Annotated in this window: 22 protein-coding genes and 1 pseudogene; 7 read left to right on the forward strand and 16 right to left on the reverse strand. The window is 40.4% G+C overall.

Going from position 1 to position 26430, the window contains the following annotated elements:
* Nucleotides 1-109 precede the first annotated feature (109 nt).
* From P2W76_RS15800 to P2W76_RS15825, 6 genes and pseudogenes are all read right to left on the reverse strand, one after another.
* Nucleotides 110-703: an HD domain-containing protein gene (locus tag P2W76_RS15800; protein ID WP_276348864.1), complete on the reverse strand. Its 594-nt coding sequence runs from the start codon at nt 701-703 to the stop codon at nt 110-112.
* 47 nt (nt 704-750) lie between these two features.
* Nucleotides 751-1530, reverse strand: a complete 780-nt coding sequence (locus tag P2W76_RS15805) for a phosphatase PAP2 family protein (protein WP_276348865.1) — start codon at nt 1528-1530, stop codon at nt 751-753.
* 36 nt (nt 1531-1566) lie between these two features.
* A complete protein-coding gene (locus tag P2W76_RS15810; RefSeq protein WP_276348866.1) occupies nt 1567-2229 on the reverse strand; it encodes a phosphatase PAP2 family protein in 663 nt (220 codons plus the stop codon).
* 264 nt (nt 2230-2493) lie between these two features.
* Nucleotides 2494-2700: pseudogene (locus P2W76_RS15815) on the reverse strand (YkvA family protein); the annotation flags it as partial.
* An 86-nt stretch (nt 2701-2786) separates the two neighbouring features.
* Nucleotides 2787-3557 (reverse strand): efflux RND transporter periplasmic adaptor subunit, encoded by a 771-nt coding sequence (locus P2W76_RS15820; protein ID WP_276348867.1) that lies wholly within the window; start codon nt 3555-3557, stop codon nt 2787-2789.
* A gap of 13 nt (nt 3558-3570) precedes the next feature.
* Nucleotides 3571-6615, reverse strand: a complete 3045-nt coding sequence (locus P2W76_RS15825; RefSeq protein ID WP_276348868.1) for a CusA/CzcA family heavy metal efflux RND transporter — start codon at nt 6613-6615, stop codon at nt 3571-3573.
* A gap of 789 nt (nt 6616-7404) precedes the next feature.
* Here P2W76_RS15825 and P2W76_RS15830 point away from each other — a divergent pair.
* From P2W76_RS15830 to P2W76_RS15840, 3 genes are all read left to right on the forward strand, one after another.
* Nucleotides 7405-9759 (forward strand): TonB-dependent receptor, encoded by a 2355-nt coding sequence (locus P2W76_RS15830; protein ID WP_276348869.1) that lies wholly within the window; start codon nt 7405-7407, stop codon nt 9757-9759.
* Nucleotides 9760-9803: 44 nt separating this feature from the next.
* The gene (locus tag P2W76_RS15835; RefSeq protein ID WP_276348870.1) at nt 9804-10829 is read left to right on the forward strand and encodes a PepSY-associated TM helix domain-containing protein; all 1026 of its coding nucleotides are present in this window, start codon (nt 9804-9806) and stop codon (nt 10827-10829) included.
* A gap of 365 nt (nt 10830-11194) precedes the next feature.
* Nucleotides 11195-11569 carry a hypothetical protein gene (locus tag P2W76_RS15840; protein ID WP_276348871.1) on the forward strand — a complete coding sequence of 125 codons (375 nt, stop codon included), beginning with the start codon at nt 11195-11197 and terminating at the stop codon, nt 11567-11569.
* A 139-nt stretch (nt 11570-11708) separates the two neighbouring features.
* Here P2W76_RS15840 and P2W76_RS15845 read toward each other — a convergent pair whose 3' ends face one another.
* Complete coding sequence (locus tag P2W76_RS15845; RefSeq protein ID WP_276348872.1) at nt 11709-12266, reverse strand: hypothetical protein; 558 nt, start codon at nt 12264-12266, stop codon at nt 11709-11711.
* A gap of 513 nt (nt 12267-12779) precedes the next feature.
* Complete coding sequence (locus tag P2W76_RS15850; protein WP_276348873.1) at nt 12780-13433, reverse strand: DUF305 domain-containing protein; 654 nt, start codon at nt 13431-13433, stop codon at nt 12780-12782.
* A 702-nt stretch (nt 13434-14135) separates the two neighbouring features.
* On the opposite strand from P2W76_RS15850, the gene P2W76_RS15855 reads away from it, so the two are divergent.
* The 4 genes from P2W76_RS15855 to P2W76_RS15870 all read left to right on the forward strand — a co-directional run bounded on the left by P2W76_RS15855 (nt 14136) and on the right by P2W76_RS15870 (nt 15937).
* The gene (locus P2W76_RS15855; RefSeq protein ID WP_276348874.1) at nt 14136-14507 is read left to right on the forward strand and encodes a metal-sensitive transcriptional regulator; all 372 of its coding nucleotides are present in this window, start codon (nt 14136-14138) and stop codon (nt 14505-14507) included.
* 57 nt (nt 14508-14564) lie between these two features.
* Nucleotides 14565-14840 carry a thioredoxin family protein gene (locus P2W76_RS15860; RefSeq protein ID WP_276348875.1) on the forward strand — a complete coding sequence of 92 codons (276 nt, stop codon included), beginning with the start codon at nt 14565-14567 and terminating at the stop codon, nt 14838-14840.
* Between the two features lie 579 nt (nt 14841-15419).
* Nucleotides 15420-15569, forward strand: a complete 150-nt coding sequence (locus P2W76_RS15865) for a hypothetical protein (RefSeq protein WP_276348876.1) — start codon at nt 15420-15422, stop codon at nt 15567-15569.
* 104 nt (nt 15570-15673) lie between these two features.
* On the forward strand, nt 15674-15937 hold the full coding sequence (locus tag P2W76_RS15870; RefSeq protein WP_276348877.1) for an aquaporin: 264 nt from the start codon (nt 15674-15676) through the stop codon (nt 15935-15937).
* Nucleotides 15938-16034: 97 nt separating this feature from the next.
* On the opposite strand, the gene P2W76_RS15875 is transcribed toward P2W76_RS15870, so the two are convergent.
* The 8 genes from P2W76_RS15875 to P2W76_RS15910 all read right to left on the reverse strand — a co-directional run bounded on the left by P2W76_RS15875 (nt 16035) and on the right by P2W76_RS15910 (nt 26424).
* On the reverse strand, nt 16035-16694 hold the full coding sequence (locus P2W76_RS15875) for a TlpA disulfide reductase family protein (protein WP_276348878.1): 660 nt from the start codon (nt 16692-16694) through the stop codon (nt 16035-16037).
* A 3-nt stretch (nt 16695-16697) separates the two neighbouring features.
* Nucleotides 16698-17801, reverse strand: coding sequence for an efflux RND transporter periplasmic adaptor subunit (locus P2W76_RS15880; protein WP_276348879.1), 1104 nt, complete (start codon nt 17799-17801; stop codon nt 16698-16700).
* Nucleotides 17802-17809: 8 nt separating this feature from the next.
* Complete coding sequence (locus P2W76_RS15885; protein ID WP_276348880.1) at nt 17810-20995, reverse strand: efflux RND transporter permease subunit; 3186 nt, start codon at nt 20993-20995, stop codon at nt 17810-17812.
* Between the two features lie 10 nt (nt 20996-21005).
* Entirely contained in the window at nt 21006-22346 is a 1341-nt protein-coding gene (locus P2W76_RS15890) for a TolC family protein (RefSeq protein ID WP_276348881.1), read from the reverse strand.
* 116 nt (nt 22347-22462) lie between these two features.
* On the reverse strand, nt 22463-22909 hold the full coding sequence (locus P2W76_RS15895) for a hypothetical protein (protein WP_276348882.1): 447 nt from the start codon (nt 22907-22909) through the stop codon (nt 22463-22465).
* A gap of 77 nt (nt 22910-22986) precedes the next feature.
* Nucleotides 22987-24336 carry an MBL fold metallo-hydrolase gene (locus tag P2W76_RS15900; protein WP_276348883.1) on the reverse strand — a complete coding sequence of 450 codons (1350 nt, stop codon included), beginning with the start codon at nt 24334-24336 and terminating at the stop codon, nt 22987-22989.
* A 128-nt stretch (nt 24337-24464) separates the two neighbouring features.
* Nucleotides 24465-25892, reverse strand: coding sequence for a 5'-nucleotidase C-terminal domain-containing protein (locus P2W76_RS15905; protein WP_276348884.1), 1428 nt, complete (start codon nt 25890-25892; stop codon nt 24465-24467).
* Between the two features lie 145 nt (nt 25893-26037).
* On the reverse strand, nt 26038-26424 hold the full coding sequence (locus P2W76_RS15910) for a DUF302 domain-containing protein (protein WP_276348885.1): 387 nt from the start codon (nt 26422-26424) through the stop codon (nt 26038-26040).
* Nucleotides 26425-26430: the final 6 nt, after the last annotated feature.

The following is a 26430-nucleotide window of genomic DNA, read 5'->3' on the forward strand; positions in this document are numbered from 1 at the left end:
GTTCCATAGTGTTGTCATATTACTTCAGCGAGATCGTGTCGCTTTTCTCCTTTCTATAATTTAGTCCTAAGTTGCAGAACACAAGAAACTATGGGTACTTTATTAGCAGCTACCCATTGCATTTTAAATCCTGTATATTCCGATCTTTATTTGGCTGTAAAACCATTTGACCATAATTTGTAAAATATTGATGTTCTGTCATTAATTTACAGTTTGCATCAAGCCATTCATTATCGGTAAATGTCTTGCCCAAAACGTATTGAAACTCCAGTCTCAGTCGCTGTTCGTACAATCGGTAGTCTCGCACTGAAAAGTGATAAAAATCGGCATCGAATATTACCTGATCGATCAAATTGAGTGGAACTTGTATCCTCTTTGTTGATGCAATACAAGAGAGTATCTTCTGTAATTTACCTTCGGGATAATTAAATTGCCTAAGTGATCTCTCAGCAATTTCAATACTTAGGTCTTCGTGCCCATAATATTTGTAGCAATAGCCCACATCGTGGAACCACGAAGCGATCTGAGCCATTTCTGACTCTTCTTCCGATAGATTAATTGCGCTTCCAATTTCAATTGCGGCGTTAACAACATCTTCAGTGTGATTAATATTGTGGAAGAAGAGATTGTCAGGCAATTCGGATTGAAAAATCCTTCGAACGGTCCCGCTTACCTTCGTTACTATAGATCCCAGTACAGTCATTGTTGTAAAAATTAATAGTTAATCTGATGGCTCTACTTTAGTGGTTTTTATAGGGGAAGTACAGCGTATATTCCGGGCTTACCTTGATACATCGTTGGCGTAATCATTAAATTTAGATTTGTATTTTTTTGAATGCCTTTTTTTAACAAGGGGTATGCGAGATAGGTTAATCTGGTTGTTAGTATACCAATTCCAGCTCCTGTTACAACATCACTGAACCAATGAGCATTTTTTAACATTCTCAAAGTACCTGTTGCAGAAGCAACGGTATAGCCCGCAAAGCCATACCAGGGCGAAACATCTTTAAACTCTTGCCGAATAAATTCTGCAGCTACAAATGCCGTAGCGGTATGCCCTGAAGGAAATGCACGGCCCGACCCATTCGGTCTTATCTTATGCGTTTTTGTTTTAAGAAAATCTACTGACATACCCATAAGGGTATTAGAAATAAGGTAGATGGCTGTTTTGTCTATAAAATTATTTTTGCTTTTTACTCCTAATAAGTTTAATCCATATACCGCTAACATTGGAGCATATTGAAGTTTATCGTCAATATTAGTTTTAAAATTAGGATGATCTTCTCTCATATCCGTATTAATTGCTCGGTCTGTTATTTCAAGAAAGTCATTATCAAGTGAGAAAAAACCATACCCTATACAGACCGCCGGTATTGCATAATTAAGCAGCTTGCTATTTGTAAAATTAGTGGGTGCGGTTTTTACTATTTTTACCAGGGTGGTATCTGGGTTTATAAATAGAGAATCCTTATCAGCTGAATAACACTGTAGAGAAGTTCCTATTAATACGGATATTAAAATGATTTTCATGTTTAAAAGTTTTAATCAATTAGTATTTGTAATCATTCACCTATTTTGTTTTTGGATCTTTCTATCCGATTGAATTTTACCTAAATATGAAGCAACTAAAATGCTTAGATAGATAGAGCCAGTCATAAACCCTCCTAAAACATCAGTGAACCAATGTGCTCCTAAGTAGATTCTAGAAAAAGGTATTGAAAATATTAAGCTCAAGCATATGCCAATAGCCATTATCCGAAAGGTTCTTGTAAACCATTTTCCATAGTAAACAAAGAAGGCCATTAATCCAAAGAAAGCGATGTAAAAACCGACATGCCCACTTGGAAAGCTCTGGTATTTGGCTTTTTCAATCACCCTGACAAGATTTTCTGTTGGCCGAATTCTGTTGACAGAAATTTTAATACCATAAGTAATAAGTCCCATTAAAAGAGTTAATAAACAGTAAAACGCTTCTCGCTTGAATCTCAGCAGGAGAAGTGTTGCGGATGTAGAAACGACCATAGCTATCGATATCCATGTTTGGCCGAACCAGCTAATGGCTTTCATAATAATATCAAGTATGGGATTGTGTTCCTCCTGTACTTCCTCAGAAAGTTCGAGGTCAATCCATGAGGATGGGAAAAAGGTAATAAACGCTGTTAATAACAAGAAGCCTGCAACAATCAGAATAATGATATGAAGGGCGCGTTTTTTTCCAATAGTTATCATGTTAAACAGAAATTATATTAGTCAAAAATTCCAAGGGTAATTAATGCCAGGAAAGCAACTAGAATGATTAATCGAAAAAAATTAGCCACTAAATTCAGCCGTTTATTTTTTTCCATAAATCTTAAGATTAGAAATCACTGTATAAAAAAAATAAATTATCAATAACCAGATGACCACAATAAAAGCAGCAAAACGCCAATTCTTTTTATCTAAAATAATTGGAAACTGTTCTGCCGTGAGTTTGCTTGCTGACCAAACATGAGCTGGTATTAACCGGATAGATGCTACAATAAGCAACGGGACTATAACCAGATCATCCAGCAAACCTAAAACGGGGATAAAATCAGGGATTAGGTCTATCGGGCTAAGTAAATAGCCGATAGTTATTCCAATAAGCACTTTAGCCGTCCAGGGAGTATCCGGGTTACGATAAGCATAGTAAAGGGCAAGCACATCCTGTTTCATTTGCTTGACCTTCTCTTTCATTTTTTGTATCAGGGATATTTTCATTTTTATCTCATTAGTATAGTGTTTTAACCGGTATATGCTGGTTATCTTTACTCGTCATCTTCAGACTGCCCTGCCTGACTTTGGGCCAATACATATCGGGCCCCTTTAACTACAATTTTTGCATCATCAGGCAAGGGTTTTAAAAGCTTTATTTCCACATATCCCATATCCGATAAGCCGATAATAACTTCCACGCGCCTGAATTTCATTTCCAATGCCTTCGAATCAGGATCCGTTTGATAATTAGAAAGTATCTGGTAGATAAAATCTTTTCCTTCAGTATTCACAATGGCATCTGCCGGGACTGCACTTACCGATTTGTTTCCCACCTGGATAGAGGCTGTAACATAGGTTCCTGCAATTAAGCGGCTACCCACCTCATTATTTATGCTGGCATGTGCAATTACCACCCGGTTTTCTGTTTCGTAAGTGGAATTAACAGATCGTATTGTACCTGTATATACATACCTCTCCTGACCGGATAAGCCATAGGATACGTTCTGCCCTGACCTGATAAGGGGAGCATCCTTTTCAAATATTTTCAGATCGCAGTAGATAGCTGTATTATCAATGATTTCCATCAATGATTTATTGAGGTCAGCAGATGACCCAAGAGTGATCAGTATGTGGGCTACCTGCCCGTAGATAGGCGATAACACTGGAATCTGTGTTTTAATCGAACCTTTGTCTAACCTGGCTGCGTTGATATGGATCTGCTGCAATTGTTTAGCTAAGGAACTTAACCTGGCCTGTTCGGATAGATAAGTAGCCTGGGCCTGCTGAAAGACCTTACCTGTACCCGCATTTTGGTCGTTCAACCTTTTTTGCCGTTCATATTCCTGGGTGACATAGACCAAGTTGCTTTTGGTAGTGAGATATCCCTGCTCCAGTAGAAATGGCCATCGGCAAAAATCCCAGTGAAGCGACTGAGGCCGTCATAATAACCGGCCTTAAACGTATCCGTGCACCTGTTTGGATCCGTTCGTCCACATCAGTTACGCCTTCTTCTTCCAGTTGATTAAAGTAACTGATCAGTACGATCCCGTTCAATACGGCCACACCGAACAAGGCTATAAAGCCGATCCCGGCTGAAATGCTAAAAGGCATTCCCCTGATCCAAAGGGCGAGCACGCCGCCGATAGCCGATAGTGGAATTGCAGTAAATATAAGTAAGGCCTGTTTTACAGAACTGAACGTGAAATATAACAGGGTGAGGATAAGTAAGAGGGCGACCGGAACTGCTACCGATAAACGTTTCTTTGCTGCATTGAGATTTTCGAACTGCCCCCCGTACATAATATAGTATCCCGCAGGCAACTTCAACCGGGTATTCAAAACTTCCTGTATCTCACCCACCACACTTTCAATATCTCTTCCCTGTACATTGAATCCGATATAGATTCGCCGTTTGCCGTTCTCCCTGGATATCTGTTCGGGCGCTTCTGTCACCTGCACAGTGGCTACCTCACCAAGTGGTAATTTGGCGCCGTTAGGTAATGGGATATATAAGTTCTCTATCGCTGAAACATCCTGCCGGTCATTCTTTTGAAGCCGTACCACCAGGTCAAAGCGCTTTTCGCCTTCATAGACGGTTCCGGCTACATTACCCGCATAGGCAGTACGAAGGAGGGTATTTACATCCGAGATGTTCAGGCCATATTGGGCAATTTTAGGCCGGTTATATTCCACAAATATCTGGGGCAGCCCCGTTACTTTCTCTACTTTGGGATGATCAACTCCGTTTACGTTGGAGATCAGTGCCGCTACCTGGTTTGCTTGTGCGCTTAACACATCCAGATCATCCCCGAATATCTTAATGGCCACATCCTGCTTTATGCCGGAAATCAATTCATTGAAACGCATTTGCATAGGCTGGGAAACTTCAACTTCAAGGCCAGGGAACACGGCGAGTACAGTTTGGATCTTTTCGATCATTTCTTCCTTCGTTTTTGCACTCACCCACTGATCTTTTGGCTTCATGGCGAGCATGACGTCTCCGCCCTCAATGGGCATGGGATCAGAGGGGATTTCAGCCGATCCGATTTTGGAGACGATCTCCTTAATCTCCGGGATTTCTTTTTTCAATACTTTTTCCATCTGAGTAAACGTTTCGACACTCTTGGTTAAGGATGTCCCTCTGATCAGGCGCACCTCCAGTGCAAAATCACCTTCTTCCAATGTTGGAATAAATTCTCCACCAAGGGTGCTAAAAATCCATAGGCTAATAACAAATAAGCCGATAGCAGATGCGATTACAATACCTTTAATCTTCAATGCTCCATTCAGGGCAGGCAAGTAGATGCGCTCCAATGCACTCATGATACGGTCTGAAAAATTTCGCTTGTGTTCTGTCTTTCTGCTCAGTAACAGCGAACTGATCATGGGTACATAGGTTAATGATAGAATAAACGCACCCACGATGGCAAAAACCACTGTTTGTGCCATAGGCTTGAACATTTTGCCTTCAATACCTATCAGTGTTAATAATGGGAGGTAAACGATCAGTATGATCATCTGTCCGAAAGCAGCTGATTTCATTAACATGCTGGCACTTTTCTGTACTTCGTTGTCCATTTGCTGCTGCGATAGCTTTGAAGTTTCAGAATGATCCCGTCCCTTCATGGTGATCCTGTGGACAACGCTTTCTACAATGATTACCGCTCCATCTACGATCAGCCCAAAATCAATCGCTCCCAGGCTCATTAGGTTCCCTGAGACGCCAAACAAGCGCATCATTGAAAACGCAAACAACATAGCCAAGGGGATAACCGAAGCTACTACTAAGCCTGCCCGCCAGTTGCCCAGCAAAAGCACCAGGACAAAAATGACGATAAGGGCACCTTCTATCAGGTTTTTCTTAACGGTATGGATAGCCCTACCTACCAGATCGGTACGGTCAATAAAAGGTTCGATCACTACCCCTTCAGGTAATGACTTTTGAATAAGGGCTACTCTGGATTTCACTTCCCTGATCACCTCATTAAAATTCTCTCCTTTTAACATCAGAGTAAGACCTGCCACCACTTCGCCGGAAGCGTTACGGGTGATAGCCCCATATCGGGGTGCATTTCCAAATCGGACGATGGCTACATTTTTAACCAGCACAGGGATGCCCCCTATATTCTTAATCACTATATTTTCAATATCTGACAATGATTTTACCTGTCCCAAGCCACGAATAAACAGCGCATTGTCCTTGCTTTCGATATAAGAGCCACCAGAACTTTCATTATTAGATTGAAGAGCAGCAAAAATCTCAGGCATACTTACTCCAGCGGCGTTCAGACGTTCATTGTCCACAGCAACTTCATATTGCTTAACAAAACCTCCCCAGGCATTGATTTCTGCAATACCCGGAGTTCCTGCTAACTGTGCACGGACAATCCAGTCCTGAATAGTACGCAGATCGGTCAAGCTATATTTCTTTTCATAACCGGGTTTGGTATGAAGGGTGTACTGATAAATTTCTCCCATACCGGTAGATACCGGGGCCATTTCCGGCTTGCCCAGCTCCTGGGGTATATCCACTTCGGAGATTCGTTCAGCGATCTGCTGACGCGCCCAATAGATATCTACATCATCATCAAAAACCAGCGTAATAGCTGATAAGCCCGAACGGGAAAGGGATCGCCTTTCTACGACCCTGGGAATGTTTCCCATCGATAATTCTATAGGTGAAGTGATGAATTGCTCCACTTCAATAGCACCCAGGTTTGGCGATAGCGTGAAGATCTGAACCTGGTTATTGGTAATGTCAGGCTGGGCATCTATGGGTAGATTACTCAGAGAATAAGCCCCCCATACAATAATTCCAAGCGTAAAAAAACCAATAACAAGTTTATTATTGATGGAGAAATGAATGATCTTATCAAACATATTGATATGTAACTGAATGTCAGAAATGAAGAAAGCAGACTGATTCCAGGGATGAGAATAGCCTTATGTGTTCAACTAACAGTTGAACTAAGTAGCTGCATGTAGCTGCCGGAAGAAAATCTTAAATTAGAAATACGCAATTCAAAATAAACCTTTTACAGGGTATTTGATCAGGCGGTGCTGTTATTTGAAAGGCCAGCAGGTGTCCTGTTAATGTGAGCTGTGGAGAAAATATTGAAGCAGGTAGTGTAAAATCAGCAGGAATAATGTCCTGAACTATTTTTATAGCCGGATGATGTGTAGAATTATCCGATTGTACATACGTATCATATTCATCGCCAAAAGTATTACTGATATGTTCTGTATTGACCTCCAGGAAGGACATGACGAAACATATTAAAGTGAAAATAATAAGTAATGTTGAATACTTGGGTTTCATTAAAAACAGTAAATACAATTCAAACTTACTTAATAATAGCATTATATGAAAATTGTTTGCTTAGCTTATTTGAGCAGGTTTGTCCATGAGCAGGTTTTACATCTTGAAACTGGAAAACCGGCATTGTTTTCATATTTCTTAAATCATCAATTGAGTTTATTTTTTCATCCATCGAATCGTAACATTGGGGCTAACAGCCCATTCCAAATGATTTTCCGCTAACTGTAAGTAAAAGGCTTTTTACTTGTTTATAACACAAATCAGGATAAAAATGAGTCAGACGCCTCTTCTATTGTTTTTATTTGGACTTATTATAAATAAGCATTAGGTTTGCCTCAAACTTAGAGAAAATGAAGAAATATATACTGGCACTCGCATTTTTCTGCACCCTTGAATTTGTACATGGGCAGACCTCATCTATCATCGGTGTTGTAAAAGACCCGAGCGGCTCTCCCGTTAATGCGGCCACGGTCAAATTGAATACTAATCAAACGTTCTTAACGAACTTCAGGGGCGAGTTTAGTATCAGTGGCTTAAAAGCAGGCACTTATAAATTAAGCGTTTCCAGTGTAGGTTTTCAGGCAAAAGAAGAGACGATCATACTTACAGATGGAGAAATAAAGTCCCTGGATCTGACATTGGCGTCAAGCCGGGAATCATTTTTAAATGAGATCATCATAACCTCACGAAAAAGGGAACAACTTAAGGAAGATTTTACCTCCGCCGTTACCGTAGTGAATACCCAGGCTATTCGGGAACTTCAAACTATAAGCAATAATGCCAGCGATATTCTTGCTGCCGCCGTTCCTGGTTTGGGAATGTCGTCCGGATCCAGCAGTAACTGGGGGCAAAACTTAAGGGGAAGACAGGTTCTGATCCTGGTTGATGGTGTATCCCAATCTACCCCTTTAAGAAACGGTTCTGTTGATATGCGAACCATCGACCCCAGTGTTATCGAACGCATCGAAGTAATCAAAGGCGCGAATTCAATCTACGGCAACGGAGCTGCGGGTGGGATCATTAACTATATCACCAATAGCAATAAAAATCTTACTCAAAAAGTAGGATTTAAAACTGAAATTGCTTCCACGGGATCTCTGGTTAATCCCAATGGCACTATTGGGGGGCGCCTGAACCAATCAGTATTTGGTAGAACAGGGCAGTTTGATTACACAGTTAGCGGAAGTTATGAGCAGACCGGGAAAGTTAAAGATTCTGATGGAGACATTGTCGGTCCCACTTATGGCTTGAGTAATAACAAGATATATAATGCATTTAGCAAACTGGGTTATCAAATCAACGCCAATCAACGCTTACAATTGAGCTATAATTTTTTTAGCAGCCTGGAAGAAACTAACCTTAAAGAAATTATGGGGAGTCAAAGGAACGGAAGAAAAACGTTGGCAATTGAAGGTACCACACCGGGCGATCCCCCGGGTACCCGCTGGAACCACAATGCTTTGTTAAATTACAGCAATAATAATTTGCCCGGCCGGACCAGCCTCTCTGTAAATACCTATGTTCAGGATTTCAATACCTTATTTTTTTACAGCACTAATTTCGAAAACGGCGGACAATCGACTATCCAGTCTTCTAAAAAGGGTATCCGGGCAGATTTTAATACTCCATTGGTCTCCAAACGCAACCTGGCTGCGGATGTAACCTATGGATTAGATGTATTAAACGATGTGACTTCTCAGCCCCTCCTGGATGGAAGAACCTGGGTTCCGAAAATGGACATGTTAAGTAAAGCTCCTTTTATGCAATTGCAGGCAACCCTGTTCAACGATTTTGTGATCAATGGGGGTTTACGCTACGAGAGCATGAATATAGGGGTTGAAGATTATTCGACCTTAAAACCGTACAATGCACAGACCAAAACATTTGGAACCAGCGTAAATGTAAAAGGAGGAGATATTAATTACAATAACCTGGTATTCAACAGCGGATTGAGATTTAATAAATTTGAATTTTTTAAGCCTTATGTGAATTTTTCGCAGGGTTTTTCTGTTGCAGATCTTGGGCTTCTGTTAAGAGGCGCAAGAGTAAACGATATTGCCAAGATCCAAACTGAACCGGTTATTATCAATAATTATGAAGCTGGCTTCGCAAGCGAATTCAAGGCTTTTCGCTTTGAGGCCTCGGCTTATATCAGCAAATCGGAACTGGGTTCCAGCTTTATCGAACAAAATGGTTTTTACGTTATTACCCGGCAGCCGGAACGGGTCCATGGATTTGAGCTGGCCGCGGATGTCATTGCCTCTAAAAACATTACTTTCGGCGCAAGCTACAGCTTTGTTGAAGGCAAACGTGATGGCGATAATAATGATCAGTATAATGATGCAGCGGATACCTACCTGGGCGGTGAGCGGATCACTCCTCCTAAATACACCACCTATCTGAGGTATTCCCCGGGATCCCGATGGAACATCCGAACAGACTTTATCGCTTCAGGTTCACGGGAACGATTTGCACCAAATGCTACCGGAGTTTATAAAACTTACGAAGGCAAGGTTGATGCTTATGAAATTATAAACCTTTCTTCCTCATATCAAACGACTAAATCAACTACTCTTAAATTAGGGATTGAGAATCTTTTGAATGCAGACTATTTCCCTGCCCGGTCACTTTGGCCCAGCCTCGACCAATACTACGTAAAAGGCCGTGGTTTGAGCTTTACCCTGGGATTGGCTGCTCAATTTTAAACACGAACAATTATTTAAGCGCCCCCGCAAGGGCGCTTTTCTCTATGAGCGCTAAAAAGGTTTATCAGTTTCATAAATGGAGCGGGCTTGTCGCCGGACTTTTTATCCTGCTAATGGGTGTAACCGGATCCATTCTTGTTTTTCATGAAGAACTTGAAGCGCTAGAGTACCGCAAGGAATGGACAGTTCCAAACAACCAGGCGGTAAGTATTGATAATGCCCTAAAAACCGTAATCGAAAAATTCCCCGGCTGGGATATCCGGCTTCAGCACTTTTCATCCAACCCAACTCATACGCTGATTTTCCAACTACGAAGGCCTGACGCCCGATTGATCATTTTTGTCCATCCCTCACAAGGAAATATAACAAAAGTGTTGGATCAGAAAGACAGTAAGGTGTATTGGATCTTAAAATTACATTACTCATTACATTCCGGCATAATTGGCGAATCCATTATCCTTTTGGTTGGGTTAACTTTTATCCTTTCCCTGATAACCGGGCTTATAGTTTATCGAAAGGCTTTGCTTAATATTTTAACGTTTAAAACGAGGTTTCTCAAAAAGAGAAAAAGATCACTTGCTTCATCTCTTCACCGATATGTCGGAGTTTGGGCTTTAGTTTTTAATTTGCTAATTGTTTTAACTGGAACTGTTATCAGTTTTGAAATTGTAAAGAGCGGACTAAACAAAAAATCTGCAATTACATCATTTCCAGATACTCCGAAAATAGACATTTCGGTTGATCAGATTTTAAAAGAGCTGCAGGTGAAGCAACCCGATTTCAATCCTTCATATATTAGATTTCCAACTCTAACAGGAAGTCCCATCATCATTGCTGGGAGAGTGACTGATGAAGCTATCCTATACAGTAAGTTTTACAATACGGTAAGTGTGAATCCGGTCTCCGGGGAAGTCAGTGCATTGGAGATAACCAGATCATTATCAAGCCTGGTGAGAGGTATTCATTTTATTGAATTTGGAAACTTATGGATAAAAATCTTCTTCTGCGTGGTTGGAATTTCCGGACCTGTACTTTCCATCTCTGGTTTTTTGTTGTGGAAATGGAAGTAAAAAGCATAATATGAAATGCTAATCTCATCATATCGCGCCCAGTTTTTTCAGAAGCAACTTACATCTTACTCATATCATGCCCAGCCATGGGGTTAATTCCCTTTTTCAGGATACACTAACTGGATAATAAATAAGCGCCGCTAACAACAGATACTTTAATCAGCGTACCTATGCGGGCTTGAGCCGACTCTTTAGGGTATATATCCGCTTCAACCCAAAACTGGCTGAATTCTAATCGTAACCTTTGAACTTATGTTTCAAACGTTTTTCCCGAAGGCAATTATTATATTTAGAGGAATAGGCTGGAATCTGAGATCAATTAATTAAATTGCTATTGATTCGATGATAATCTAAATCAGAATGCTATGAAATACGAAAGATTATTACACCTTTTAATGATAGTGTCAGTAATATTAATCTTAAGCTGCAGCAAAAAGTCCGAAGATTTTTCCGAGCCCTCCACACCCACTAACAAAATAGAAAGTCTAAAAGCGGCCACTGAGATGAGTATTGCTATAACTCAAATGAACGTTTACCACGATTCTTTGGTTCATCACGCCAAGCACAAGGCAAAACATTACGAGAAGCTGTATCATCATCATGATTCTTTGTATGTACATCACGACAAAAACTATCATCATGCTATCCCAATAAATCATCCTTCAAATGGAGATCATAATAAAACTCATCATAATCCACACCGTTCCATTACGACTGCTCATCAAAAAATTACGCATTGAACTCTTATAACAATCCTTTATTACAATCTCGCTTCCGCAGAACAATACGTTTCTGGAAAGGAGTTCAAGAACTGAAAACCGTTGTAAGTGTAATATTATGTTCGATAATTCAATGATTGAGTGTTACTCAATTCAATGATCAGAATTTCATAGCGCGCTTACCATTACTATCCCTAACTTTTAAAAGATACCCACTTAAAAAGTAAATCAAACCCGGTAAAATTATAAACTGCAGAATTGGAGAGAGACCAACGTTAGTATATGGTATGATGGGCATAGAGTCGTTATAAATCCAGCTTCCTGCCTGTACGTGTCTAGCCTCAGCAAGTACCGCGCCTATCCCACCAATCAGCATAATCAAAAGAATCCGTTTAACTGTTAATTCGCGAATCCAAAAGACATTTTTATAGATCAGCGTTAAAGCAAAATATAGGAGAACAACCATAATAGCATCCGCTATTGATGCCAGTGCACAAAAAGACATGTGCTCTGCATTATAAGTAAAACCCGAGTATAAAGGGCCCTGCAATAACTCCCAGGCAAGATTAAGAATAAAGGCCAGGATAAATATGATAACAATCAGAAATTTATAATTCCGCTTATTTGAAGCTTTCTTCAAGAAAAACCAATAGCATACTCCTGCCAGGATCAATGCTGTAACTGGTAAAATGAAAATGGCAGGGTTTAAATCCTTCATTACTTTAATTTAAGCGATTTCTTTCAACTTAAATATACTAAAGCGAAATACTTTAAAATCAATCTGTTATAACCCATCTTAGAGTACAACAATATGACCAGCAGACATAAATTGCCTGCTGGTCATATTGTTCGAACAGTCTATACAGCTGTTGCCATTTGTTCACACGTAGCCGCACATGCACGACACACTTCAGCGCATTCCCTGCAGTGGTCCATACCCATTTCAGCATGTTTTTCGCATTCTTCAGCACAGGCATTACAAGCGTCTGCGCATATCCTGCACAGATGGGCACTGTATTCACTTCCCAAACTCATGACTTCCGCTGCCGCGCGGCATAGTGCAGCACATTCCAGATCCAGCTGAATGCACCGGGTCATCATTTTAACATCTTCTTCTTTTAAACATTCAGTAGCGCAGTGGCTACAAGATACTGCACATGCTACACATGCGTCAATACAGTCCTGAAATTTCTGGTGTGACATAATTTTACTGATTTAAGATTGTTAATTGTTATTCGCTCCATTTTTTAAACTGCTCAATATCCATTTTCTGATCTGCTATTATTTTTTTAGCCATTGCAATAAGTCCCGGATCTTTTCCAAATTGTATAAATCCTTCCGCCATCATGATAGCACCCTGATGGTGAGGAATCATCATCTGCACAAAGTGCTTGTCGGTTGTAACATTCTCCTCCATTTCAGGCATATCCATCATCATGGTCATGTTCTGGTCCATGACTTTGGCAAATCCCTTTTCTTTCATGGCAGGATCATAGTTCTTTTCAGGATTTTTATAATTCTCAAGGAAAGATTGGAGCTCATTAATTTCTGATTTCTGAGCACTAATAATATTTTGAGCCATTTTCTTTAAACCCTCATCTTTCCCGGACTCAAGCTCTGCCTGAGCCATATCAACTGCGGCCTGATGATGGCTTTTCATCATCATCGCAAAATCATTGTCGATATTCCCTGTCATTTCCATTTGATGCATATCAGTCATCATTTTGTCCATTCCAGATTTCATCCCGGAACTCATCGACATTGATCCCATGTCACTGCTATCCATCGAAGAATGATCTGTTTCAGTCTTAGAAGCATTATTTTGACATGCTGAAAAACTAAGTGTTAGTGTGAGGATACCAATAATTAAAGTGTTCGTTTTCATAATTAATAATTAGAATTGATTAACAGCTTAAAGGAAGGCTTAAAGACATATATGATTTTATGATTATTCACATCGTCTTAAGAACAGACAAATCATAATGGTATTTGTTCTGATTTAAAAATTATTGACAACTATGTTAGACGGATTTAACTTAAGAAAGATAATAACCAAGAGAAAAGAAACTAATAAGATTTTAGAAATTCAGATTGAGAATTGATTAAATTAATGTGTTATGTTAGGGAATCACGCGGTAATTTCATCTTCTACTCGTATAAAGAAGCGAAATGAAACGAAAATTTACGTAATTCACAAATGGTGTGGCTAATAGCTGGACTATTTATCTCATTACAGGAAATTTCCGGGGCTATACTTGTCTTTCATGATGAGATTCAGCAAAATGAACATGAAGCACTGTGGCACATTAATATTGACAGAGCAGGAAATATTGATAATGCCTATAACTTAATTCACTGTCAATTTCCAAACGCCGAATTCTTCCCATAATAAAAAAAAGTTTTAATAATTAGGGCATCGGGCATGGTTAAATGCCCGCCGATGCGAGGTTATTATTCACGTTGATGCCTAAAATGCAGTTGCTTATGAACCACAATGCATATCCCGTTTCCCAAAAAAATCGTAACTAATATATTTTTTTGGATACCACCCAAACGCTCGTTTACCTTTGAAAAAAAATCTATTATAATGTTATCAAAAGACTTAACAGGCGATCTTATTTCCAGGTTAAATTCGATAAAAGGCCAGATTGAAGGAATAGTAAGAATGGTAAATGACGACCGGGATCCTGATGATATCCTTATTCAATTTAAAGCAGCGGATCAAGGTTTACAAAAAGCACATTATCTTGTTCTCGATGAGGTCTTTAGAAAAAGCCTTGCTTTAAAGCTGGTAGATGTGATGAATAGTTGTCCCGGAAATTGTCCGGATGCACAAAAAATAGAATTTCTAAAGGAACAGTTCCCTACGCTTAAGTTAGATGATATAACTTCTAAAATGAAAGAAATATCTGATATCAGTAACCGGCTGATAAAACTAAAGGAAAATAATCAGAAATAAATTTAGGAGACCACCCATTGTGCCATAGATCTTTATTTCATTAATGATAATCAACATATGGAAAATCAGAAAAGATCAATTGAAGTATTCACAGCCGGATGCCCGGTTTGTGACCCTGTGGTGCAGTTAGTAAATGATATGGCTTGCTCAGAATGTGAGGTAACGGTTTATAACCTGTCTGATCCTTGTGAAAGCAAGATTTGTCTTAGTAAAGTTGGAGATTATGAAATTAAAACTCTTCCAGCAGTCGTTGTAAATGGAGTCCTATTGTCATCTGGAGCAGGGGTGTCAAGAGCGCACTTTGCGGATGCAGGGATCGGACAGAGGGAATAGGAGTCAAAAATTATCTTGTAGATAATAGCAAGCGAATAAAAGTCAATCTCCCTCTGACAAGAAGCTGATTTAATCTTGAAACAAAAAGGGCTTTTAATATGGAAAAACATTGAGCAGAAACCTGGTACTAAAAACTAAAGTACTTCTTAAGTATATGGAGATTAGAACTTCTGCATAAATTCGTTATTTTTACTTAGTGAGAACAACTAAAGCAAAATTTTTATTATTCATTTCGCTTTTAGCTTTGGCTACTGCTATGGCACATCCATTTTATGCGTTAGCGAAAGAAAAGTGTTGCTCTAAAGAGGTACGCTTTAAAAAATGTTCAAAGACAGATTCTAAGGAAAAGCAGAATTGCAATACGGATTATTGTAATCCTTTTCAAATCTGTAGTACCACACCCATATTAATAGTACAGGTTATACTGTTCCAGGGATTCAAATTACCTTTAATTAAGAGATATCCCTATATGCACATTGCGTATATTTCTGCCTTTTCAACTAAACACTGGCAACCTCCAAAAGTATAGCCGCCACCTACTTATGAATTTTAACTATGTTATGCTTTAAAAATAAAAAAATGACGAATAAAATTAAAATGCTGGCTATTGCTGGCTTATTATCTATGGGTACTGCATTTTATGCGTTTACCCCAAAAAATAACGTATGCCCCTTGAAAGGCACCCCGGAGTGTCCTTTAAAGGAAGTTCCAGATTGCTGTAAGAAGTAGCGTAAATTTCAGGAGGGGGCTTTAGTCCCCTCTTGTTTTATAAGGCGATTTACGGAGGAAAATAAAAAAGGGAATTGAAGCGCATGAACAAGTAATCCGCCATTATGCAAAAAATACCATGCAGAAGAATTAGGACATTTGGCATTGCATTTTGCGGTACAGGTGCTATTATAATCAATCAGGAGACTGGTGGTGTAATTACCCATGTTGGTGTGGCTATCACGTTCGGCTTAATAGTTACGACGATGATCTATACCCTCGGAAATATTTCAGGTGCTCATCTGTACCCGGCGGTGAGTATTGCATTTGCCGTGGCCAGACATTTTCCCGTTAAAGAACTGCTCCCGGACACTAAATTAGTTATTTAAAGATTAAAATATTCCTTAGATGGAATACTTTAATGCATAAGCTGCAAGAATGTAAAAAGACCTGCTTTACACCAGAAAAACAGGTCTTTCCTATTTATTATTCTTTTTTCAAGCTGGTGGCTTCTAAAAACTTTTTAAATTCCGCATTACCGTAATCCGCCCCACCCTCATGTTTAAAAACAAGCTTACCTGATTTATCAAATAGTAATGTAGTGGGTAATGCCCCTGCAAAATAAGCCGGAGAGATTTGGCTTGCTGGTGCATAAACATTGAGATCATATCCGTTTTTCTGCATGAATTTTTGCGACTTTTTCATATCTGCATCCATATCTACCATTAGAAAAACCACATTAGACTTATCTTTAAACTTCTGACTTAATTTATTGATAGAAGGCATTTCGGCAATACATGGAGGACACCAGGTTGCCCAGAAATTCACGAATACCGCTTTTCCTTTCAGATCGGAAAGAGTGATGGTCTTCCCGTTTTCATCCTTGAAGACCATCTCCTCAATGGCTTCGGTTGAAGATCCTATCGGGGAAGCTGACTGAGCATCTTGCTCAGGTACGGACGGCTGAAACAATCCTATTTTCATTAAGCCCTGAATGATGGCTCCTTTAAATTGAGGGCTTATCAACAAAGCACCTATAAACACCACCATAATAGCTGTTGTTATATTTGACCTGGTTAGCCACTTTTTATTGTTTTCCATAATACTATTTGCTTGAGAATGATTGATTTGATTTAATTTTTCCATGGTTTATTTTCTAATAGTTACTCTACTGCCTTCTGTCAACTCCTCTGATCCTATTTTTATGATATTGTCAGTGGTATGTAAGTCTCCAAAGATTTCTATTTTATCCTTGTTTCTTCCACCAATTATTACCGGAACTCTTTCTATAATTCCATCATTTGATCGTACTGCAAAAACACCTGCCTGGGTATTTACCACACTGGAAGCAGGAACCCAATAGGTACTATCCGGACGCTGCAATTTTAATTTCACCTGCGCATATTCCCCACCATTTAAATCCGGGTGATTACTGACATCAAATTCCACTATCATCGATCGGGAAGACTGTCGCAGCACGCTTGAAGTTCTGGCTATCGTGGTTTGAAAAACCTTTCCAGGTAGACCAGCTACACTAAAAGACGCCTTTGTAATATCATTTACAGAAGGGGCGTGTTTTTCCGGAATAGCTACCAACAACCTTAATTTGCTATTCTGCGCTATTGAGAAAAGCGGCACCCCCATATTCTCACCGACCAATGCCCCCTTTGAAATATTCCTTTCTATTACAATACCATCAAATGGGGCTGTAATTCTAAGGTATTTATTCAGTTGTCCGGACACGCTGGTATTAGCCACAGCTGCCCGGTAAGCCGCACTATCGCTTTTAACCTTACTCGACGCTCTTTCTAACTCGATTGAGGCTACTGCACCGCTTCTTTTTGATGCCTGCCTTAACCTGTCAAATGACTGGCGGCTGTAGTTATATTCTTCTTTAAATTTTTGTTCGGCAGATTTTTCTGAATAATACTTTTGCGAAACCTCCGGCGCTTCCAGAATTGCCAGTAACTGGCCCTTTTTAACATAGGTTCCCCGGTCAGCATAGACTTCCTTTACAAACCCTTTTATTTTAGGATAGATAGTAACCTCTTCGTAGGGCTTCAGTTCTCCAGGTAAACTGAGTGTGTATACTGGCCTGTCCTTCTGCGGATGTATGATTTCCAAACTTTTAACGACGGAAACATCTTTTTCAATGGTCGTTTTCCCACTGTTTTCAGAACAGCCGGAGAATAATGCAAGTACTGTTAAACTCAGCAAAGCAAACGATATCGTGCTCTTTTTTTGAAATTTCATATGATTAATTATTGATGTATAAGCTTGAGTTGTTGTTGAATGCTGTTTTCAGGATCATCCGGGTCCAATGACGGACTGTTACGACTTGCCTTACTTCTTATGATCGTAAATAAATGGGGGAGAATTAACAGCACCGTAATTGTTGAGAATAGCAATCCTCCTATAACTGCTTGTCCAAGCGGAGCAACCTGCTCACCTCCCTCGCCCATACCTGATGCCATAGGAACCATCCCGGCAATCATAGCCAGCGTAGTCATAATGATAGGCCTTAACCGGGATGAAGCGGCTATAAACGCTGCTAAAGGGGATTCCATCCCGTGCTTGACCCTGTTCATTTCTGCCTGGTTAACCATTAATACTGCGTTCGATACAGATACGCCCACAGACATGATAATACCCATGTATGATTGCAGATTTAAGGTGCTCCCAAATGCGAGTAACATCAAAAGACTGCCTCCAACCACGGCAGGCACAACAGTTAATATCAGTCCTGATACTGCAAAAGACTGGTAATATGCTGCAAGCATCAGAAAAATAACTACTATAGCCACCAGTAAACCTGTTTGCAATCCGGATAGGGTATCGTCCATTAATTTCATCAGACCTTCTGTCTGTATGATTAGGCCTCTTGGCGGCTCTCCTAAACTCTGGATAGCTTTTTTAGCCGCTTTTGATGCGGTTCCCAGATCCGATTGATGAACATTTGCCAGAATCGTTACATACCTGTTTGGGCCCTGCCGGTTCACCTGTGCTGGCTGCTTTACTATACTTAAAGTAGCAACGTCTTCCAGCACGGGTGTTGGTTCCCCTGCCTTTAGCGGTAAAGACCTTAACTTCTCGAGTGACTGCATATCCGATTCGGGGATCTGAACCTGGACCTGGAATACCAATCCTGATTTTGGGTCAGCCCACAAATTCTTATTAGTAAACCTGGTTGACGAAGTCGCCATAGTCAGCGCTTTCGTAACATCCTCCATATCCAAACCGAACTGCCCTGCAAGTTCACGGTTAATATTGATCTGAACGCTGGGGTAATTCACAGGTTCAGCGATCCTTATATCCCGCAGGACCGCGATCTTCTCCATTTCAACTTTGATTTTACCTGCAAAGCCGTTAGCCCCTTTCAACTGTCCGGCTGCTACTTTGACTTGCAGGGGAGTCATCGCCCCCTGGCTCATCACTTTTTCCACCAGTTCCATGGGTTCAAAGTTTATCTGCAGTTCAGGGAGGTTCTTTTTAATCTCCCGGCGTATATTTTCTTTGAGAATTTCAATCGGCTGATCATAAATTTCCTGATCTATAGATAATTGAAGCACGGCTTCATGTGAAGCGCTGGTAAATAGAAAGATGGGATTTATAGCAGTTGCTGAGGGCTGAAGACCCACAAATGCAGAACTGATCTTTATGGCCTCGTCCGGTAGCTGATTTTCAATTAAAGCGGTTACCTTTTTCAGGTAGCTTTCTGTTTTTTCTATCCTGCTACCCTCCGGAGCAGCAATGCGTAACTGTATATCACCGCTGTTACTGGCAGGCATAATATCTGTGCCGATAAAAAATATGCCTGACCCTACTAAAAGGATCACTGCTGCCGAGTACCCAAGTATGACCATTCCTTTTTTCTTCCCGGTATGCCTGATTAACAGGAGGTATCTCCTTTTAAATCGTTCAAATAAAGTGAGTTTCTTTCTATGAAGGCTGATCTTGTGGTGCTGAAACAATTCAGGTTTCATCAGCCAGTTAGCCATAATAGGTACGAACGTCTGGGAAATAATAAAAGAGGCGATCATGGCAAAGGCTACTGCCATAGAAAGGGGCATAAACATATCTCTTGGGATTCCGTCCATCATAAATGAGGGAATTAAAACGGCCAGGATACATAGCAGGATCAATAACTTCGGAACCGAAATTTCCAGGAGGGCATCCATTATAACCCTTTGCTTGGGTTTCTCCATTTCAAAGTGCTGATGGATGTTTTCAATGGTTACTGTCGCTTCATCTACCAAAATTCCAATCGCCAGTGCTAAGCCACTCAAGGTCATTACATTAATGGTTTGCCCGAACATGTAAAGCATGATAACTGCTGAAAGAATAGCAATCGGGATGGTCAATACCACAATGACAGATCCCCTGAAATCACCGAGAAACAAAAAAATCATCAGGCCTGTAAGCAAGGCTCCCAGTATGCCTTCATGAATTAAGTTTTCCAGCGAACGGGAAATATAACCGGATTGATCAAAAACATACTTGACATCCACGTCTTCTGGCAATGCTGCTTTCAACATGGGAATAGCTGTTTTCAGGTTATCCACGACTTTCAGGGTGGATGCATCAGCCTTCTTAATAACCGGAAGATAAACGGACCTTTTTCCGTTAATGATCGCATAGCCTGTTGTACCGTCTGCAGCATCTTCAACGATTCCTATATCCCGTACAAACACTGTTGTTCCACTTCCTTTTCTGATGGGTATATTCAGGAACTCTTCCGGACCACTTGCCATCGAGTTAACCGGGCTCATCAGGTTCTGATCTCCGATACGGATGTTACCTGCCGGGGACGGAAAGTTATTCTTTGCAATAGCGGTTGTTACTTCTTCGGCAGAAAGGCCGTATGATTGCATCAGTTCCGGGTTTACTTTCACCACGATGGTCCTGATGTTTCCGCCAAAAGGCGCCGGAGCAGTTACACCCTCAATGTTGACAAACATGGGGCGGATCTTGGTCAGGGCCAGTGTCTGCAATTCCGTTATGGAACGCTGAGGACTTTCAAATACCAGTTGCCCGATAGGAAGTGAGCTGCCGTCAAACCTCACTACCTGAGGGGGAACTGCTCCCGGAGGCAGAAAGCCCATGGCTCTGGATACCTGGGTGGATACTTCTGCCGAGGCCTGGGCCATATCGGTGCCCGGGTAAAAAGTGAGCTTCATCAGGGTAAACCCCTGAATGCTTTTAAAATCGATCCCTTTAACCCCGCTCACAAAGATTAGTACCTTCTGAAACTCGTTGGCCATAAATCCATCCATAGAAGCGGGTGATAATCCGCCGTAAGGCATAGCTATGTAAATTACCGGAAGTTCCACTTTGGGAAAAATATCAACATTGATCTTGGTGATAGCCGAAAAAGAAAAATATGCTATAGCGATAATGCCTACCATGATCATGATAGGTTTTCTTAAAGCAAGCCTGATTAAATTCATATTTATTTCTTTAAAATTGATTAGAGAGGTATGTGAAATTGCTGGTCGCCGCAGCTCTGGATATAATCTGGTCCCAAAGGGACTGGTGAGCGTCAATATTGCTCTTCTCGGCTTCCTGGAGCAATAACTGAATTTGAAGTAACTCAGTAAGATTTATCAGTCCGCTTTCATACCTGGCGAAGTAAAGTTCGTAGGCTTCTTTAGATTTCTGAACAGCCGAATCTGACTTACTTACCTGTTTGATCTGTTCGGTGATCTTGGCGTTGATGGATTGAATACCGGTGTTCAATTGGATTTTTTGAAGATCGTATCTTGACTGAGCTGCAATGATTTGCTGCGCTACCCTCTTCTTTTCAAGAGAGCCGGAATAAATATCAGATATGTTCCAGGTTAAGCCTATTCCTGCCAGGTAGTTATTGCTGACATTCTGGAATCCTGAGGTTAACCTGTTATTTATACCGGAAGTACCTATCCCACTCCCCCGGAAGGAAGCGCCTCCTAATAAGGAAACAGCTGGCAATAACTTACGGCCTTCCACTTTTTGCCGAATCTTTCCATATGTAACCTGCTGTTCTAAGACATTTAAAACGGGATGGTTATTTACACTATCAGGACGATAAAGCCCCATTGGTGTTTTTAAATAAAAATCAGTCTTTATAGATACATTGGTTCCCAGATCAGGAATAAATTCCGAAAGCTGCAATTTTGCACCTGCCAGTTTCCCGTTCCATTCGTCTGTTCTTGAAAGGGCTTGCAAGTACGATGAAGAAGCCAGCGAGGTATCAGCGCCTGGTTTTATTCCGGCATCAGCTAAACTGATAGCAATTTCAAGGATTTTTTTTACCCGTTCACTATTATTTTTTGCCCAGATTAGATAAGCGTCAGAGTAAAGAATATTGAAATAAAGCTGGGTAACACTGGTCTGAATATTTAGCTTGCTGAGGGTGAATTCTCCCCTTGCTTGTTCGGTTAAGCTATTAGCTGCCCTGATACTATGCCTTAATCTTCCAAACTGGTAAATATTCCAGTCAATCAATACAGAGCCAAAAGAATTAGCTGTTGTCTTAACCTGACTGTCCGGGTTATTTGCGTTGACATTAAAAATGCCTGGTAAAGGAAAGAAGGCCCCTCCGCTTCCTTCAAAAGTCCCGTAGGTATTTTGCAATTGCATCTGGGAATTGGGTAACATACCACTCTTCACGGTTAACGTGTTGAACTGAGCAGCGTTAATAAGGGCATTCTTTTCTTTGAGTTCAGGATAATCCTGATACGCTTTTTCCCAGGCTTGATTTAATGTTAGCTCAGTTTGTGAATAGGTATTGATACTTACAAGCACAAAAAAAATGCTCATAAGGTAAACCTTATGCATGACCATAAAATAGGTTTAATAAGAATTAAAAAATTTGAGTTAGCTTTTAGAATAAAAGCATAAGTGTAGAAACAGGAAATTCCTATCAGGCGCTGATTCTATATCCGAAACAGGCAGTTTTTGACATGAATAGGATAAGCAGGGACAAGCGCGTTCTTTCCGAATGCATTTGTTAGAGATGTTCTAGCATAAAATATGCGCAGGAAATGAAATGCTATAGCAAAAGCGGCTAATACAAAAACAGGTGTCTTTAAATCCGGACCAGCAACCTGAGAATAAACAACATCCGCATCAGATTTAAAGCTTGACAAGCATAATTGAGCAGGGCTCATTTGAGCAGAAGACCTGACCTGCCGGGTTTTGTTATGATCTTTTTGAACTGCAGTCTCTGAATTCCCTATCAAGGAGTAAATAGTTTGTTTCAGAGGGCAGGAGGACAGAATAAGAAGCGCAATAAAAAAAGCCAATAACGGAGTTTTCCCCTTATTAGCAATTAAATTATTTACGCCACATCTAATACCCATATCCTTTTCCAGCTTCAGCAAAAATACAATTTGATAATTAAAAGAGTGTTAAAATATGTTAAAGGTTAACAGATTGTCTGGTTTAAAGCACTGTAAGATTAGTGCTTCCCGAACTGCTCTATAGCTTCGCCCAAGTCAAATACTTGTGTTTTATCACCAATAGCTTCATTCACGATACTACTTCCCGCCGCACTACGATAGCCCCCTGCGCAGTGTACAATTACAGGTTTGTCTGTTGGGATCTCATTAATTCTTTCTCTCAATTCGCCCAGAGGAATGTTTTTCGCTGAGGGAAATATAGGTTCGGATTTGAATTCTGAACTATTTCTAATATCAATGATACTGTATTGATCAGGATTGTTTCTGAATTTCTCTACATCAGCAACTTCCATTTCTTCTTTACCTTCATCGGAAACAATAGCGGCTTCAATAAACGACTCATAGCCAATACTGGCAGAACGTTCTATCAATTGATTTAACTGCTCCTGATCTGATGCAGCCAAATAGAACTTTTCTCCCGGAGAAACAATGCTTCCGAGCCATGTTTCAAACTTAGCCCCCAATTGTATATTGAAAGAATTAGAAAAATGCCCTTTCTTGAATTTGTCCTGAGGACTGGCGTCGATAATGAGCATGTCAGGATTTAAAGAATCTGCTGTGGGTTTTGTTAAAATTTTCACTGCATTTACCGATGGCTCAAACGCCGGGACGCCTTTGCGGTTCAGATCCACATCATATCCGAAATATTTCGGAATAAAAGGCTGGTCTGCAGTAAGTTCTTTGATGAATTTTTCTTCAGTCATCTCCTGTAAAGACCAGTTGCTGATTTTTTCGGCGCCTATAGTACTGCGATTAGCTTCACTTAATCCTTTACCACATAAGGTGCCAGCACCGTGTGCCGGATAAACCAGAACTTCATCATTTAAAGTCATTAATTTGTTTCTTAACGAAGAATACATCTGCCTGGCCAGGTCATCTCTTTTCTGTTGAATGTTTCCTGCGCCTTCACGCAGATCCGGTCTTCCGCAATCTCCGATAAATAAGGTATCACCGGTAAAAACCGCTTTATCTTTTCCATCATGATTTAACACAATGGAGATACTGTCAGGAGAATGGCCCGGAGTGTACAAGCTTCTCAACTTAATTTTTCCAAAACTGATTTCAGAGCCTTCATCAAAAGGCTCAAAAGGGTAACTCACTCCCGTTAAACTATGAGCATAAATCTTAGCGCCAGTTGTTTCATGGATTTCCAGGTGGCTGCTCACAAAATCAGCATGAGGATGAGTCTCTACTACAGCAATAATATCTGCGCTCATTTCTTTCGCATAATCATAATACTGTTTTGGGTTTCTTGAGGGATCTATTAAAACTATCTTACGTTCACATTCGCTAAGAATGGCATAGCTGTAATGAGCCAGGTATTTATCTTCAAATTGCTGAATCTTCATGGTTTACTTTTTTTGAACAGTACAAATCTCTATAAAAAAAATCCCGTGCTGTGTGATTTTGGTCACAGAGAGATTTTATAACACAGAGTATGTAATGAATTACTTCGCAGGACTTATGAGTAAGCGATTTATATTAAAGAAAAAGATTTTGGCAGATGGGGTCGATAAGGGCTATTTTTTTGAAGAAAGCTGGTCAAGGCATCTACTACATGTATACTCAGATCGATCCGGTTCTTACCTAAATTCTTCGGCACACCCTGTTGGGTAACGAAGGCAACCTTGTAAATACTACCGGGTCTTAAATGCTCCTTTCCAATGAATACGTCCTGTAGCCTGAAGCCTTTCGGGTTTTCAATTCTGATATAAGCGGTTAATCCCAGACACCGTTTAACATAACCACCCATCTGTTTCATCGGATCTGCCGAAAAGGTACGTTCGAGATTTTCTTCCAGCATGTCGAGGATTTCTTTACCTGTAAGCTCAACGACTGAAACGGGAGGATTCATTGGAATGATATTAAACAGATCCCATCGATTCACTGGTCCGGCAGGGATAGGCACCCCATACCTCCAACCGTTTGAAAATGCGATATCAGCCGATGAGGTTTCTTTGATGGATTGTAGTAAAAGATCGTCCATAGACGATTCCAGCGTATTATAGCGATCCAGTAAAATACTGGTTTCACCCACATGCTCCTTCTGCAACTTTTGATAAGGCTTCATGATAGCTTCAATAAGCTGATCCATCTCTTTATCCGGCTCAATGCTATCGTTAACCGGAATAAGCTGGTATTTATAGCTGTTGATTTGCTTGTCCAAAATTTCAAGCTCCAGATGGCCTAAAAAAGATCCATGGCAGCCACATTGGATAAGAATGGTATCATTGATCAGACTTGGTTCAGATAAGCGGTTATGTGTATGAGCGCTCAGGCATACGTCAATGCCCTTAATCTCTGAAAGCATTTTTATGTCCTGAGGATAACCATTATGGGAAAGAAGAAAAACCAGGTCTGCTCCTTCCATTTTTACCTGCTCGATGTAGCGGGGTAATTCCTCTGTGCCGTCTGTTATTTTTAATCCATCGCTAAAATTTTCAGGCATTGTTTTATCAATGATATTTGAGCAGATACCAATTATGGCAATCTTTACACTTTCTACTGCCTGGATAATAAAAGGCTTAAGAAAAAGGGTTTCATCGTTCTTGTAAACATTGATGCCCAAAACCGGATAATTGAGCTGATCATTCAGCTTAAGCAGTTGATCAGGTCCATAGGCAAAATCCCAATGCCCAACCATGGCATTAAATCCAATTTTATTTAATACCGGAACTATTGCTTCGCCTTTAGATTTAACGACCGGCAATGTGCCATGAAATGTATCACCACCATCAAGGACTAAAGTATTTAGGTTTTGCCTGCGGATATCCTTGATCAGGCTGTAGATACGGGAATATCCTCCCATTACTTTTGTTTCCCGGCTTTCGGCATCAAACATTAGTTCCGGATGAGGCTCCAGGTAGCCATGTACATCATTTAAATAGGCGATGGATAATTTCATCAGAATATGATTTAATCAATGGATATGAAGGTCGCCCGGATTTCCTTATCAGACAAGCTTGCCTGAGCTTACCGGTTTTCGGTTCATAGGGTTTGGTTTTGTAGGATTTGATCGCTTTGAATGCCCATCAACCGAACATACAACCCTATAAGGCTTCAATTACTTTTTGCAACCTAGCTCTGATTTCATGTGCAATATCATTCAAAGCACTATTTTCTATAGCCTTCATAGATGCTGCCGGATCTACAGCCGAAACCTCTACCTCCCCGGCTACTTTTTCCTGAACAATTACATTACACGGCAGCATGGTTCCAATTTTATCTTCTGCCAGTAAGGCTTTGTAGGCAAATGGCGGATTGCAAGCTCCCAGGATTTTATAGTTATAAAAGTCAACATCTAATTTTTTCTTTAGGGTGACTTTTATATCAATTTCAGTTAGTATGCCAAAACCCTCCTCTTTAAGAGCATCAGTTACTTTTTGAATGGCATTGTCGAAGCTTCCTTTAATTGTTTTGCTAAAATAATATTCCATGATTTT

Origin of the sequence: Daejeonella sp. JGW-45, assembly GCF_029360805.1 — a bacterium.
Classification (GTDB): Bacteria; Bacteroidota; Bacteroidia; order Sphingobacteriales; family Sphingobacteriaceae; genus Daejeonella.